The sequence below is a fragment of the Qipengyuania marincola genome (assembly GCF_029688625.1).
Lineage (GTDB): Bacteria > Pseudomonadota > Alphaproteobacteria > Sphingomonadales > Sphingomonadaceae > Qipengyuania.
In genome coordinates, this window is the sequence record NZ_JARULC010000002.1 from 573,074 (window position 1) to 587,612 (window position 14,539).

Annotated in this window: 14 protein-coding genes; 9 read left to right on the forward strand and 5 right to left on the reverse strand. The window is 63.1% G+C overall.

The features are described from left to right. Positions 1-39: 39 nt before the first annotated feature. Positions 40-1,011: a DnaJ C-terminal domain-containing protein gene (locus P8Q88_RS08080; RefSeq protein ID WP_278323338.1), complete on the reverse strand. Its 972-nt coding sequence runs from the start codon at positions 1,009-1,011 to the stop codon at positions 40-42. A 184-nt stretch (positions 1,012-1,195) separates the two neighbouring features. Here P8Q88_RS08080 and pdxH point away from each other — a divergent pair, with 184 nt between their 5' ends. From pdxH to P8Q88_RS08095, 3 genes are read left to right on the forward strand one after another with little or no spacing between them, the layout of a single operon-like run. Continuing rightward, a complete protein-coding gene (gene pdxH / locus P8Q88_RS08085) occupies positions 1,196-1,819 on the forward strand; it encodes a pyridoxamine 5'-phosphate oxidase (protein WP_278323339.1) in 624 nt (207 codons plus the stop codon). 10 nt (positions 1,820-1,829) lie between these two features. Then, positions 1,830-2,765 carry a cation diffusion facilitator family transporter gene (locus tag P8Q88_RS08090; protein ID WP_278323340.1) on the forward strand — a complete coding sequence of 312 codons (936 nt, stop codon included), beginning with the start codon at positions 1,830-1,832 and terminating at the stop codon, positions 2,763-2,765. Continuing rightward, positions 2,762-3,559 carry a PhzF family protein gene (locus P8Q88_RS08095; RefSeq protein WP_278323341.1) on the forward strand — a complete coding sequence of 266 codons (798 nt, stop codon included), beginning with the start codon at positions 2,762-2,764 and terminating at the stop codon, positions 3,557-3,559. Before P8Q88_RS08090 ends, P8Q88_RS08095 begins: the two co-directional genes overlap by 4 nt. Here P8Q88_RS08095 and P8Q88_RS08100 read toward each other — a convergent pair. Beyond that, positions 3,556-4,686 (reverse strand): serine hydrolase domain-containing protein, encoded by a 1,131-nt coding sequence (locus P8Q88_RS08100; protein WP_278323342.1) that lies wholly within the window; start codon positions 4,684-4,686, stop codon positions 3,556-3,558. The two genes, P8Q88_RS08095 and P8Q88_RS08100, sit on opposite strands and share 4 nt — an antisense overlap. A 29-nt stretch (positions 4,687-4,715) precedes the next feature. On the opposite strand from P8Q88_RS08100, the gene P8Q88_RS08105 reads away from it, so the two are divergent. Next, on the forward strand, positions 4,716-5,060 hold the full coding sequence (locus P8Q88_RS08105; protein WP_278323343.1) for a hypothetical protein: 345 nt from the start codon (positions 4,716-4,718) through the stop codon (positions 5,058-5,060). On the opposite strand, the gene P8Q88_RS08110 is transcribed toward P8Q88_RS08105, so the two are convergent. The 3 genes from P8Q88_RS08110 to mnmA form a co-directional block, all read right to left on the reverse strand. Then, positions 5,057-6,001, reverse strand: coding sequence for a GDP-L-fucose synthase family protein (locus P8Q88_RS08110; protein WP_278323648.1), 945 nt, complete (start codon positions 5,999-6,001; stop codon positions 5,057-5,059). The genes P8Q88_RS08105 and P8Q88_RS08110 overlap by 4 nt on opposite strands. Then, positions 5,998-7,044 (reverse strand): GDP-mannose 4,6-dehydratase, encoded by a 1,047-nt coding sequence (gene gmd, locus P8Q88_RS08115; protein ID WP_278323344.1) that lies wholly within the window; start codon positions 7,042-7,044, stop codon positions 5,998-6,000. Before gmd ends, P8Q88_RS08110 begins: the two co-directional genes overlap by 4 nt. Before the next feature lie 84 nt (positions 7,045-7,128). Further along, entirely contained in the window at positions 7,129-8,283 is a 1,155-nt protein-coding gene (gene mnmA / locus P8Q88_RS08120) for a tRNA 2-thiouridine(34) synthase MnmA (RefSeq protein ID WP_278323345.1), read from the reverse strand. 105 nt (positions 8,284-8,388) lie between these two features. Here mnmA and P8Q88_RS08125 point away from each other — a divergent pair, with 105 nt between their 5' ends. From P8Q88_RS08125 to P8Q88_RS08145, 5 genes are all read left to right on the forward strand, one after another. Then, on the forward strand, positions 8,389-8,682 hold the full coding sequence (locus P8Q88_RS08125) for a hypothetical protein (protein ID WP_278323346.1): 294 nt from the start codon (positions 8,389-8,391) through the stop codon (positions 8,680-8,682). Next, on the forward strand, positions 8,679-8,978 hold the full coding sequence (gene sciP / locus P8Q88_RS08130; RefSeq protein ID WP_278323347.1) for a CtrA inhibitor SciP: 300 nt from the start codon (positions 8,679-8,681) through the stop codon (positions 8,976-8,978). Before P8Q88_RS08125 ends, sciP begins: the two co-directional genes overlap by 4 nt. Before the next feature lie 150 nt (positions 8,979-9,128). Continuing rightward, positions 9,129-9,395, forward strand: a complete 267-nt coding sequence (locus P8Q88_RS08135; protein ID WP_278323348.1) for a GlsB/YeaQ/YmgE family stress response membrane protein — start codon at positions 9,129-9,131, stop codon at positions 9,393-9,395. 229 nt (positions 9,396-9,624) lie between these two features. Beyond that, positions 9,625-10,821: an efflux RND transporter periplasmic adaptor subunit gene (locus P8Q88_RS08140; RefSeq protein WP_278323349.1), complete on the forward strand. Its 1,197-nt coding sequence runs from the start codon at positions 9,625-9,627 to the stop codon at positions 10,819-10,821. Positions 10,822-10,824: 3 nt separating this feature from the next. Further along, a complete protein-coding gene (locus P8Q88_RS08145) occupies positions 10,825-14,307 on the forward strand; it encodes an efflux RND transporter permease subunit (protein ID WP_278323350.1) in 3,483 nt (1,160 codons plus the stop codon). The last annotated feature ends 232 nt before the right edge of the window (positions 14,308-14,539 follow it).

Consider the following 14,539-nt stretch of genomic DNA (forward strand, 5'->3'; position numbering starts at 1 on the left):
CGTTCTTGCTCGCTGGGGAGCGGTTTCGCACTCAAATATCTATACCCCGAGCTTGCTGCGTGGGTCGCCCTCGTCCTTCCAGCCTTCGAGCCGCTTTGCAAGCTCGTCGAGATTGTCGGGTAGCTGGATTTCCAGCGTAACAAGCTGGTCGCCGCGGGCTCCGGATTTCTGCGTGAAGCCCTTGCCCTTCAACCGCAGCACCGTGCCGCCATGCGTGCCGGGCTTGATCGTCATCATCACCGGGCCATCGACCGTGGGCACCCGCACCTTGCCGCCATTGACGGCCTCGTCGAGCGTGATCGGCAGGTCGAAGCGGACATCGTCGCCCTCGCGCCGGAACAGGCGATGGCGCTCGATCTCGATGGTCACCAGCCCGTCGCCAGGGCCGGCAGGCCCCTGTTCGCCCTTGCCCTTGAGACGCATCTGCGTGCCGTTCTCGACCCCCTTGGGCAGCTTGAGGTCTATCGTCTTGCCGTCGGCCAGCGTTATCCGCTGGTCTCTCAGCGTGGCGGCTTCGACGAAGGGCACGCGCAGGCGATAGGCGATATCCGCGCCCTTGCGCGGCGGCGGGCGTCGCGCGCCGCCACCGGCGAATGGTCCGCCGCCCATGCCCGAATTGCGCTGTCCGCGACCGCCGCCGAAGAGGCCTTCGAAAATATCTCCGAGGTCGACGCCGTCATTGCCGAAGCCCTGGAAATCCTCCGCGCGATAGCCGCGCTGGCCGCCCGGCCCGGCTCCGGCATATCCGCCGCCCATGCCGGCAAAGGGATTGGCGGGATTGCCATCGGCATCGATCTCGCCGCGGTCGAACTGGGCGCGCTTGTCCTTGTCCGACAGCAGGTCGTAGGCCTGCGTCACCTGGCTGAAGCGCTCGGCTGCCTTGGGATTGTCCTTGTTGCGATCGGGATGGAGCTCCTTCGCGAGCTTGCGATAGGCGCTCTTGATGTCCTTCTCGGTGGCGCCGCGCGCAACGCCGAGGATCGAATAGGGATCGCGGGAATTCGTAGCCATGGAGCGTGTTAGCTAGGTGCAACAGCGTCGCCGCGCAAGCGCGGGCGGTTTCCAGCGCGCAACGAAGCGGATAGGGGGCTTGGGATGGACAGCGATTTTCTCCAGTTTGTGCCGGTTCCCTGCCCCGAACGGACGCAGGAGCCTTTTGCTCCTCAACCGAGTTTCATTCCGTAGGATTCGCCCGATGCAGACCGATAAAAGCGCAATACCGCAAACCGACCCCTTCTCGCTTTTCGAGGTGTGGTTCGGCGAGGCCAAGGCGAGCGAGCCCAACGATCCCAATGCGATGGCGCTGGCCACCGCATCGCCAGACGGCATGCCATCGGTTCGCATGGTCCTGCTCAAGGCACGGGGTGTCGATCAGGGCGAAGGCGGGGGCTTCGTCTTTTACACCAATGCGCAAAGCCGCAAGGGCGAGCAGATCCAGGCCAACATGCGCGCCGCGTTGCTGTTCCACTGGAAAAGCCTGCGCCGCCAGATTCGCATCGAAGGACCGCTGGAGGAGGTGAGCGAGGCCATGGCTGACGACTATTTCCACTCGCGTCCGCGCGCCTCGCAGATCGGCTCTGCTGCCAGCGACCAGTCGCGTCCGCTGCCCGACCGACAGGTCTATCTCGACCGGGTGGCGGCGCTGGAAGACCGCTATCCCGAAGGCGACATCCCGCGCCCACCACACTGGACCGGCTTCCGGCTCAGCCCGCGTCGGATCGAATTCTGGCAGGATCGCGAGTATCGCCTGCATGACCGCCGCCTGTTCACCCGCGAAAGCGCGACCGAGGCGTGGGACAACACGCTGCTATATCCATGAGGCATCGGCAATGACCGATAATCGCGCCACGCTGGCCCGGTCTGCGGCCTTTGCCTCGATCACGGTGGCGGTGATCCTGGTTGCGCTGAAAAGCTGGGCCAGCTGGCGCACCGGATCGACTGCCATGCTCGGCAGTCTAGCAGACTCCGCGCTCGACCTGATCGCCAGCCTCGCCACGCTCACCGGCGTGTGGATCGCGTCCATGCCTGCGGACGAGGACCACCGATTCGGCCACGGCAAGGCCGAGGCGCTGGCGGCGATCTTCCAGGTCATGCTGATCGCGCTTTCGGCCTTCGGCATTGCGATGCGGGCGATCATGCAATTGTCAGGCCGAGCCGACACAGCCGCAGCGGAGGAGGGCATCGCGGTTTCGCTCATCGCCATTGCGCTGACCTTCGCGCTCCTCGGCTGGCAGCGCTATGTCATGCGCCGGACGCGCAGCCTTGCGATTCAGACCGACCATCTTCACTACAAATCCGATCTCTTCCTCAATCTCGCGGTGATCGCGGCGCTGGTGCTCGACCAGTATCTTGGGCTCGGTCAGGCCGATCCGTTGTTCGGCCTCGCGATCGCGGCCTGGCTTGCGTGGGGCGCATGGCGCGGGGCCAGCGATGCGGTCGACGATCTGATGGATCGCGAGTGGCCCGAGGAAAAGCGGCTCGCTTTCGTCGAGGCCGCGGCGCGCCACCCGGAGCTGTCCAACTTGCACGACCTGCGCACGCGGACGAGCGGCCATCGCGACTTTGCGCAGTTCCATGTCGACCTGCCACCGATCATGACGGTCGAGGAAGCGCATGACATCATCGAGCGGGTCGAGGCTGACCTGTGCGAACGGTTTCCGGGGCTCGAGCTGCTGATCCATATCGACCCCGAGGGCCATGTCGACGAGCCGGACAATCCGCTGGTCGAGGATAATGAGTTCGCCAAACTGGAGCGGGACGAATGACCAAGGCGTTGCCTTACTGGCATGTCGATGCCTTCGCCGACCGGCCGTTTGCCGGCAATCAGGCTGCGGTGATGCCGCTTGATGAGTGGCTGGATGATGCTGTGCTGCAGGCAATTGCCGAGGAGAACAACTTCGCCGAGACCGCCTTCGTCGTTCCCGACGAGAACGGCGAGGCGGATTATGAATTGCGCTGGTTCACGCCGACCGAGGAAGTGCGCCTGTGCGGCCATGCCACGCTCGCCAGCGGCCATGTCCTGCTGACTCGCGATGGCGGCGATCGGGTGACCTTCCACACGCGGCGCGCGGGCAATCTCGAGGTCCGCCGCGCGGAAGCTGGATATGAGCTCGGCCTGCCGCTTATCCCGACAGAGCCGGGCTCGTGGGACGAAGCCGTTGTCCTGCTGGGTGCCGAGCCCCGCGAAGTGTGGCTCAATCCCGATGGGTACGGCATCTACCTGTTCGACAGCGCGGCTGCGGTCACAGGCCTCGACCCGGACATGCGCGGCTTGCGCGCGTTGGGGAACGACCAGTTCATCTGCACTGCGCAGGGTGGCGATGTCGATGTCGTCAGCCGGGTCTTCGTGCCCGGCGGGGGAGTGGACGAAGACAGTTTCACCGGATCGGCCCATGCTGCGCTGACGCATTTCTGGACCGAACGGCTTGGTCGCGACAGTTTCACCGCTTACCAGGCCTCGCAGCGCGGTGGGCATGCAACATGTCGCCGTGAAGGTGAGCAGGCGTGGCTTTCAGGCCCTTGCGTCACCGTGGTGGAGGGGCGCTTCCTGCTTCCCTAGCTGGCGGGATAGAGCTCTATGATATCGGCCAGCTGCTGAAGCATGGCGCGTCGTTCCTCGGCATTGGAATGGCCGAGGCGCACCACGGTGAGCTTCTGGCTCGGCGATACAAACACGAACTGTCCCATATGGCCGATAGCGGCAAAGGCGCTGTGTGGCGCACGGCTTGGAAACAGCGGATGCTGCTCGCCTTCGGGCAGCGGGCGATTTAGCCAGGTCTGCAGGCCGTAATGGGGTGCCGTGGGACTGGATTCGACCATTTCTTCGACCCAGGCACGTGGCACCAGCTGCTCCCCCTTCACCGAGCCCTTGTTGCGCAGCATTTCGCCGAATTTCGCCCAGTCGCGGGCATTGGCGTGGATCAGGCTGCCGCCGATAAGCGTTCCCGCGCGATCGAATTCGGGCACGGCGCTGCTCATGCCGAGCGGGGTAAACAAACGCGCATCGAGATAGTCGGCCACTGCCTTGCGCCGCGCCTCGGGGCTTGGATTGTCGGTCAGCGCGCGCGCCGCGATATCCGCAAGGATGACGGTGGTGTTCGAAGAATACTCGAATTTCGCGCCCGGTTCGGCCTCGAGCGGCTGGGCGGTCGCGTAATCCGCCATGTCGTCGCGCCCGTCGAGGAACAGCATGCGCACTTCGCTGCTCTCGTACGGCGGGTCGCCTGCTTCGGTATGTTCCAGTCCGGCGCTCATCTGCAGCAATTGGCGCAAGGTGATGTCGGCGCGCGGATCGCCGGGACGCTGCCAGCGCGGCACCGGTGCGGGCGCGTCGAGGCGCAGCTTGCCGTCGGCCACCAGCATGCCGATCATCACGGCGGTCACGGTCTTGGCCATCGACCAGCTGACGAAGCGGGTCTGCGGACCGTAGCCCTCGCCATAGCGCTCGGCCGCGATTTCGCCGCCGTGCAGAACGACAAGCGCTCGTGTCTCGCCCAGATCGTCGAGCGTGAACAGATGGTCGATCTCGCGCGCCAGTGCCTGGGTCGGAGCACCCGGATCGGCCTTGACCGCCGCGAGCGCTTCTTCGCTCAAGGGCGGTTCCTCGGCAGGGCCTGGACTGCCGCATGCGGCAAGGCTTGTGGCGGCAAGGGCAAGCGCGATAAGGGGTCGTGTCCGCATGGGCATTGGGCGTCACTCGCATGAAGGAATCCGACTTGGCAACGGCCAAAAACAGGTCTGGCAGACTGCGTGTCTGGCTGTGGCTCGCGCTCCTCATCGCCGCGGCTCTCGCAATTGCATGGGTCATCTGGGGCGAAGGACTGCGAAAGACCGGCGAGGCTGGCACGGCCTATGCCGCCCATGTCGCCTGTTCCTGTCGCTTCATTGCGGGCCGCAGCCTGGAAGATTGCGCAAAGGACAAGCTCGAAGGAATGGAGCTGGTCCGCCTGTCGGAAGACCCGGTCGCCAAGAGCGTGACAGCATCGATCCCGCTGGTCGTTTCCGACACGGCGACCTATCGCGAAGGCTATGCCTGCGTTCTTGCCGAGTGGGAGCGTTAGGCGCTCGCTTCGGCGAGGTATGCGGCATAGGCCTGCTCGAGCCCTTGCCGCAGCGAAATTGACGGCGTCCAGCCCATCGCTGCAATCCGCGAATTGTCCATCAGCTTGCGCGGCGTTCCATCGGGTTTGGAAGGGTCGGTAGCAATCTCGCCCTCGAATCCGACGACCTCGGCCACGAGCTTCGCGAGATCGCCAATGGCTATGTCCTCGCCCGAACCGACATTGATCGGGCGGACGTCGGAATAGTCTTGCAACAGCATCACGCAGGCATCGGCAAGGTCGTCGACATGCAGAAATTCGCGCCGGGGCGTTCCGCTGCCCCAGATGGAGAAGCTGCCCGCTTGCGCCAGCTTCGCCGCATGCGCCTTGCGGATCAGCGCCGGAACGACATGGCTGGTCGCCGGGTCCCAATTGTCGCCAGGCCCGTAAAGGTTGGTGGGCATCGCCGAAATGAAGTCCCGACCATATTGCGCGCGATAGGCGGCGGCCAGCTTCAGCCCGGCGATCTTGGCGATCGCATAGGCCTCGTTCGTGGGCTCCAGCGGACCCGACAACAGGGCTTCTTCCCCAATCGGCTGGGCGGCATCGCGGGGATAGATGCAGGAGGACCCAAGAAACAGCAGTTTGCCAACGTCGTGACGATGCGCGGCGTCGATCACATTGGTCGCGATGGCGAGGTTATCGTAGAGAAATTCGGCCGGGCGTGTGGCATTGGCAAGGATTCCGCCGACACTCGCGGCAGCGAGGATAATTGCGTCGGGTCGGTTCTCGCCAAGCCAGCGGTCGACAGCCGCGCGCTCGCGCAGGTCGATTGTGCGGGGGGCGGTAAGGCATTCGCACGGCTCGTGCCCGAGGCGGCGTATCAGCGCCTGGCCGACCATTCCTCCATGGCCTGCGATCCAGATGCGTTTGCCGCCCAGCGCGAAGTGCGCCACGGTCAGCAGCCCCGGATGAGCGCGACGTCCGCCGCGACCATCTCGCGCACGAGGTCGCGCACCGGGACGGTTGCTTCCCAGCCCAGCTCCGCCCTGGCCTTGCTCGCATCGCCGCGCAGGACATCGACTTCCGTGGGCCGGAAATACCGCGGGTCGACCTCGATCAGGCAGCGGCCGGTGTCGGCGCAAACGCCCTTTTCGTCGACGCCGTCGCCGCGGAATTCGAGGTTGATGCCGATGTCCTCGAAAGCCCAGCGCGCAAAATCGCGGACGCTCGTGGTGACCCCGGTGGCGAGTACGTAGTCGCCGGGCTCGTCCTGTTGCACCATCCGCCACATGCCATCGGCATATTCGCGCGCATGGCCCCAATCGCGCTTCGCATCGAGATTGCCGAGATAGAGGCGGTCCTCGATGCCCAGCGAAATCGCCGCCGCTGCCCGGGTGATCTTGCGGGTAACGAACGTCTCGCCCCGCACGGGGCTCTCGTGATTGAACATGATGCCGCAGCTGGCATGCATGCCGTAGGCTTCGCGGTAATTGACGGTGATCCAGTGCGCATAGACTTTCGCCGCAGCATAGGGGCTGCGCGGATAGAATGGCGTCGTTTCGCTCTGGGGTGTCTCGCGCACCAGCCCGTACATCTCGCTGGTCGAGGCCTGGAAGAACCGCGTCTGACGTTCGAGACCGAGGATGCGTATCGCCTCGAGCAGGCGCAATGTGCCAAGGCCATCGGCATTGGCGGTATATTCCGGCGTTTCGAAGCTGACCTGCACATGGCTTTGCGCGGCGAGATTGTAGATTTCGTGCGGCTGCACTTCCTGAACGACCCGGATGAGATTTGTCGCATCGGTCACATCGCCGAAATGCAGATGCATCTGCGGTTCTTCGCGATGCGGATCTTCGTAGATATCTTCAATGCGGCCGGTGTTGAAGGATGAGGACCGGCGTTTCACGCCATGTACCTCATACCCCTTGTCGAGCAGGAACCGCGCCAAGAACGACCCGTCCTGTCCGGTCACGCCCGTTATCAATGCGCGTTTCGCACTCATTCCCGACCTCGAACCCTTATTGGCATCCGGCATTGGCGAACGAATCCGACGATGCAAGGGCGTCTGCGCCAAAACACACGGTTTTCAGGCGTCGACGGGCTTCGTGCTTTCGATCCATCCGCCGCCGACCACGCGTTCGCCGGCATATATGACCGCCGCCTGACCCGGTGCGACGCCATATTCGGGCTGGTTGAACCGCACGGTGCTCGAGCAGCCTTCGCCAAGGCCGCCATCCAGCGTGACCGGTACCGGCTTGGCGAGACTACGCACCTTGGCTGTCAGCGGTACATCGGGGAGCGGCCCGATGCGGTTGGTCTCCACGACGCGGGCCTCGGACACGGCGAGCAGGCGGCGCGGACCGACGCGGACCTGCGCCTGTTCCGCATCGATGCCTACCACGTAGAGCGGTTCGGGCTGGCCGCCGATTTCCAGCCCGCGACGCTGGCCTACCGTATAGTGGATGACGCCCCGGTGTTCGCCCAGCACCTCGCCGGTCGTGGCATGAACGATCGCACCGGCGCGCGCGCCTTCGGGCCGCATCTTGCGCACGATCTTGGCGTAATCGCCATCGGGCACGAAGCAGATATCCTGGCTGTCTGGTTTGCCAGCCGTCCTCAGGCCCGCCTCCTCGGCCAGCGCGCGAACATCTGGCTTGGGCATGCCGCCGAGGGGGAAGCGCAGGAAATCCAGCTGCTCCTCGGTCGTCGCGTAGAGAAAATACGACTGGTCTCGCGCCGGATCGAGCGCGCGATGAAGCTCGGGTCCCGCCGGCCCCATGAGGCGCTGCACGTAATGGCCGGTCGCGAGGCAGTCCGCGCCAAGTTCGCGCGCCATCGCGAAAAGGTCGGTGAATTTGGGCCCCATGTTGCAGCGGATGCAGGGTACCGGGGTTTGCCCCGCGAGGTAGGCATCGGCGAAATTCTCGACCACTTCCTCGCGAAAGGCGCTTTCATGGTCGTGCACGTAGTGCGCGATGCCCAGCCGCTGGGCTACCGCGCGCGCGTCGGCGATGTCGTCGCCGGCGCAACATGCGCCCTTGCGCCCGGTCGCGGCACCGTAATCGTAGAGCTGCAAGGTGATGCCGATGACCTCGGCCCCGCTTCGGGCAGCGAGGGCGGCGACGACCGAACTATCGACGCCGCCGGACATGGCGACGACGATGCGGCACTGCTCAGCCGCACGCGGCAAGTCGAACAGTCCGGCTGCCTGAACCGGCGAAAGGGCGATGTTTTCGGGCATGTCGGGCCCCATACACCGCGGGGGGGCTTGGCACCAGAGGCCAGCGCAGCCTGCCCGACCGCATGTTTTACGGTTCGTTCACCATGTGCGTGTATCCCCGGAAAAATGATCGAGGGGCAAATTCGAAGAGCTGATCTGGGGGAGCGCGGCGATACCGCGGATTTACGCCGTTTCCGCTGGACCGACCTGGTCGCGCGACTGGCCGCGACTCGTGAGCTGCGCGAGGAGATCGACAGGCTCGAAGGTGGCTTTACCGCCTTTGCAGATGTTCGCCGCGAAGGCGGAGAAAAGCATGAAGACGCCATTAACCACGATGTTTCAACCGATGGCAAACTGGACGCGCTAGGCCCAGGTGGCACCGCAGGCGATGCGACCTCAGGCGAACGAGAGACGGAATGATTGAGAACCAGGATATCCGCCCAGCGCAGGTGATCGGCCCCCTCGGGGAGCCCCTGACGCTTGAGGATTTGCCGTCGCCCAAGACCAAGCGCTGGGTCGTGCGCCGCAAGGCCGAGGTCGTAGCTGCGGTGAACGGCGGCCTGCTCACCATCGACGAGGTTCTGGAGCGCTACAGTCTCAGCCTCGAGGAGTTCGCTTCCTGGCAGCGGGCGGTCGATCGCTCGGGCATGCAGGGCCTGCGGGTGACGCGGATCCAGCATTATCGCGATCTCTACGAGCGCCAGTTGAAATACTAGGCCGGCGATTTCCGTCTCCCCGTCAAAGGCGGGAACAAAAGCGCGAACCATCCGCTCCTACCTGTTGAGCTTCCGCAGAAAAGGGGAGCCTCTTTCCGCTGCCAAAACGCGCTCTGCGTATCGGCATTGCGGGTGAACAGGAGGAAAATCATGGGTTTGATCATTGCATTGATTGTCGGTGGCGTGGCGGGTTGGCTTGCCAGCCTGGTGATGAATCGCGACGCCTCGATGGGGATTTTCTGGAACATCGTCGTCGGTTGCGTCGGCTCGGTCGTCGGCAACCTTATCGTGGGGCCGCTGTTCGGCGTCGGCGGAAGCGTGCAGGAATTTTCGCTTACGGGACTTCTGATCGCCGTTGTCGGCGCGATCGTCCTGCTGGCGATTGCGAACCTCGTGCAGCGCGGTCGCGTTCGCTAAAGCGCATCGGGTTTGACAATAGTGGGGCCGGGGGTCGCGAGACCTCCGGCCTCGTTGCATCTGCATCACAGAACTTGCCATTCGTCCAGCCTCGGTCCACCTCGGTCGATAGGTGCATTGCCGGGATGCCGGGACCGCGATACCGCAATCGAGCTAGTATCTTGCGCTTAGTGACCTAGCGATGTAATACACTGCGATCAGATCTGACGCGTACCGGGGCGATATGGCGATGAATTACGAATCCGGCTTCCAGGCCGACAATGCAGACCTTGCTTCGCCCGGCGACACTGTCGAGGGTGCGGAGCAGCCCGGTCGTTCGCGCAATCGTCTCTACTGGATCATCGCAGCAATCGCTTTGCTGGCCATCATCGCTGCGGCCTATTACGCCTTCTCCGGCGGCGCAGCAGACGAAGGTGCTGGCGAGGATAGCCAGTTGCCGACCGTGACGGTCATTCGCCCCGGTTCGAGTTCTGTCGAGGGCGTCATCACCGCTACCGGCACGCTTGCCGCGCGGCGCGACCTGCCGGTCGGCGTCGTGGGAGAGGGTGGCCGCGTCACCTCCGTCCCGGTCGATGAGGGAAGCTGGGTCCGGCAGGGTCAGGTCCTCGCAGTGATCGATCGATCGGTTCAGTCGCAGCAGGCGCAGAGCGCTGCCGCGCAAATCCAGGTCGCACAGGCCGATGCCAATCTCGCCCAGGCCAATCTCGACCGCGCCCTCCAGCTGGTCGAGCGTGGTTTCGTATCGACCGCCGACGTCGACCGACTGACCGCGACGCGCGACGCTGCGGTCGCCCGCGTGCGAGTCGCCCAGGCGCAGCTGCGCGAATTGCGCGCGCGCAACGCGCGGTTGAACATCGTTGCCCCTGCTTCGGGCCTGGTGTTGGAGCGCAACGTCGAAGTCGGTCAGACGGTCAGCGCCGGCTCGCCGCCGCTTTTCCGCATCGCTCGCGGCGGTGAAATGGAGCTCGAGGCCCGGCTGGGCGAGGCGGATTTGGCGCGTGTGTCGGTTGGCACCCAGGCAGAGGTCTCGCCTGTGGGTTCGGATCGGGTTTTCAGCGGACAGATCTGGCAGGTCTCGCCGCTCATCAGCCAGCAGGATCGTCAGGGTACGGCGCGGATCGCCCTGCCTTATGCCCCGGCTTTGCGCCCCGGCGGTTTCGCCACTGCACGGATTGTCAGCGGCACGGTCACGGCACCGATCCTGCCTGAGAGCGCGGTCTTGTCGGATGATGACGGTGCCTACGTCTACGTGATCGACGCAGACAATACGGCGCAGCGCAGGGCGATCGAAACCGGCGCGGTCACGCCGAAAGGAATTGTCGTGACCGGGGGCCTGACGGGTACGGAGCAGGTTGTCCTGCGCGCAGGTGGATTCCTGAACCCGGGCGAGACCGTGAGCCCGCAACTGCAGGGCAGCGAGGGCTAGGACATGGGCTTTCGCAATATATCGGCATGGTCGATCCGGAACCCGACCATTCCGCTGGTCGCGTTTACCGCGCTTCTGCTGGCCGGTCTCATCAGCTTCATGCGCATGGACGTGGTGAATAATCCGGACATCGAATTTCCGGCCGTCAATGTAAACATCTCGCAACCCGGCGCCGCTCCTACCGAAATCGAAAACCAGATCACGCAGCGTGTGGAAAGCGCAGTCCGCTCGCTCAATGGCGTGAAGACGATCAGTTCGACTGCAAGCGAGGGCAATTCGCGCACCTTCATCGAATTCCAGGTGGGAATCGATCCGAACGACGCGACTGCCGAGGTGAAGAATGCCGTGGATTCCATTCGCGGGTCGCTGCCGGACGGGATACTCGAACCCCGCGTGACCAAGGTCGAAGTTGCGGGCGGCTTCCTCGGCATTTACGCCATCGAAGCCACCGACATGACGATCGAGCAGCTCAGCTGGTTCATCGACGATTACGTGGCCAAGCAACTGCTTTCGATCGAGGGCATGGCTGAAGCGGGGCGCTGGGGCGGGGTTGACCGCGAGATCGAAGTCATTCTCGAACTGCAGAAGATGCAAGCCTTTGGTGTCACCGCCAGCCAGGTCAATCAGGTTTTGCGCACGGACAACCTCGATACGGCAGGCGGTATGGCAGAGGTGGGCGGAACGCGGCAGTCGGTCCGCGTGCTCGGCAACACCGATACTGCTTTCGAGCTGGGCCAGCGACAGATCCGGTTGCCGAACGGAACCGCCGTAAAATTGTCCGACATTGCGACAGTTCGCGATGGCTATTCCGAACGCACCTCCATCAGCGAGGTGGGCGATAAGGAAGTGGTCAATTTTTACATGTCGCGTGCCAAGGGGGCATCCGATGTAACCGTCTACGAGGAGGCGAAAGAGAAGATCGCCCAGATGCAGGCGGAAAATCCGAATGTGAAATTCATCCCGCTGTTCGACACGGTTCGCTACACCGAGGAACAATACTCCAGTTCCATGGCCGCCATGATCGAGGGTGCCATCCTCGCTGTCGTGGTGGTTTTCTTCTTCCTGCGCGACTGGCGAGCAACCTTCATTTCCGCTGTCGCCATCCCGCTTTCGGCAATCCCCACCTTCTGGTTCATGGACCTGCTTGGCTTCAACCTAAACCAGCTCTCGCTGCTCGCACTCGCATTGGTTGCGGGCGTTCTTGTCGACGACGCGATTGTCGAGGTCGAGAATATCGTGCGCCATATGCGTATGGGGAAGACCGCCTATCAGGCCAGCATCGACGCAGCGGACGAAATCGGCCTGCCGGTCGTGGCGACGACCATGTGCATTGTCGCGGTCTTCCTGCCTGTCGGCCTGATGCCGGGCATATCAGGACAATTCTTCAAGAACTTCGGCCTTACCGTCGTTGTTGCCTCACTCATGAGCCTCGCTGTTGCGCGCATGATCACACCGATGCTTGCCGCCTACTTCATGAAGGCCAAGGGGACCGGGGCTCACGGCGAGGGCAAGTGGATGGATCGCTATATGGACGTCCTGCGCTGGTCGCTTGACCGCTCGGCGACCAATCGGATGCGCGATGGACTGGCGTCGCCGAAGCATCGCTGGCTTTATATCCTCAGCCTGTTCCTGGTGATACTCGCCCTCATCGTCGTCTCTGGCGGAGTGGTGATCTCCGTATTCGGCGTACTGGAACAGGCGCAAGTGCCGTCCACGATTGCTTCCGGTATCGTCGAGGATCCTCAGTCCTTTTTCTACACGCTGATCGAGAAGCCTCTCCAATTCGTGCAGCTCACCGTTTCGGTGCTCGTTGGCCTCTTTGCTTGCGTCCTCCTTCTGGCCGGTATCGGCATGCTGTGTAGGCTGATCGGGGCGCGTCTCGGCGACTCCTGGAAATATCTGCACGCGCGTCTGTACGACCATCGTTTCTGGATGATCAGCTTGGGGTGGTTCTCTTTCTTGCTGACGATCCTGCTCTTCCAGCAGTTACCGTTCCAGTTCTTCCCCGACACCGACGACCGTAACGTACGCGTCGAAATCGAGATGGTCCCCGGCACCACTTTGGAGTCCACAAAGCGCGTTACCAACCAGGTGTCCGGATTGCTGTACGATCAGCAAGAGGTCGAACTTGCGCTCAAGCGGATCGGAGAGGGCAATGCGTCAATCTTCGTGACGTTGCGCGACGATCGTGAGCGAACTTCGGTCGAGTTGCAGCGCCAGCTTGCCCCTCAGCTAGCGCAGATCGCCGATGCGCGGGTGAGGTTCCAATCGATGAACGGGCCCGGGGGCGGCGGAAGCGGGCGTGACCTCACCGTGATGCTCGCGGGATCCGACCCGGTTCTGCTCAATTCGACAGCGGCGGACCTGGTCGAGCAGATGAAGTCTCTCGACAGCATCGTCGCGCCTCGGATTACCGCAGATGTCAGGCGGCCTGAAATTGTCATTCGACCACGTCCAGAACTGATGAGCGAACTGGGTGTGTCGACGATTGCCGTCGCTCAGACCATCCGGATTGCGACGATGGGCGAGATCGAGCAGAATGCGGCACGCTTCTCGCTTTCCGATCGGCAGATTCCTATACGGGTCAGGCTTCCCGAAGCAGCGCGCGAAAATCTTGTCACCATCGAAAACCTTCCCGTACCGACCTCATCCGGTGCTTCGGTTCCCTTGGGGCGTATAGCGGACATTACGTTTGCCTCGGGCCCGACAAGCATTCAGCGCTACAACCAGAACAGGCGCGTATTTATCGGCGCTGACCTCGCTGATGGCGTTCTGCGCGGAAATGCAATGGAAGAGATCGACGCTCTGCCTGCGCTTCAGGATCTGCCACAAGGTGTGATCCGCGACTCCGTAGGGCAGGATGAATCGCAAGAAGAACTGCTCGACAATTTCGCGGTCGCACTCCCGACCGGGATCTTCCTGGTCTTCGCGGTTCTGGTATTGCTCTACAAGCGCGTGATGAGCCCGTTGGTGAACATGACCTCCCTCGCCCTTGCCCCCTTGGGCGGCGTTTTCTTGCTGTGGCTTGTCGGACAGCCCATGTCGATGCCGGTCCTTATTGGTATTCTGCTCCTGCTGGGCATCGTGTCCAAGAATTCCATTCTGCTGATAGATTTCGCGATCGAGGCAATGGAGGCTGGCGTCGCCAAAATGGAGGCTATCGTCGATGCCGGACACAAGCGTGCGCAACCCATCGTCATGACAACCGTCGCGATGACGGCGGGCATGGTGCCGGTGTCGCTTTCAGGGGTCCTGGGTTCCGGCGACGGCGCGTGGCGGGCGCCGATGGGAACGATGGTAATCGGCGGGCTGATCCTGTCGACGATCCTGACACTGCTGATCGTTCCGGCAGGCTTCAGCCTTGCTGACGGTTTCGAGAAGCGGGTCGGCCCGTGGCTGCGCAATCGCTTGCTGACGTACCGCCCCGGCGATGAGACGCGCAAGGTAGGACCAGATCGTGCAACGGAGATCGAGCCTGCCGAATGAACGGGCGCAAATAGTCGGGATATGTATGCAGCTGGCGACCCGGACCGGAAAGCGGAGTGGCGTGCCAACACCGCAATCCGGCTTGGGAAGGATGATTGCTCAGGTTGTGCTCAACAATAGATTGCCTGCAAAATGCGCAGGACAATATCTCCGCCTGCGTTCTGATAGCAAAATGATGGCGGCTCACGATCCGATGCAGAGGCTGCATAAATCGGGACGCTCGCCAGTGACA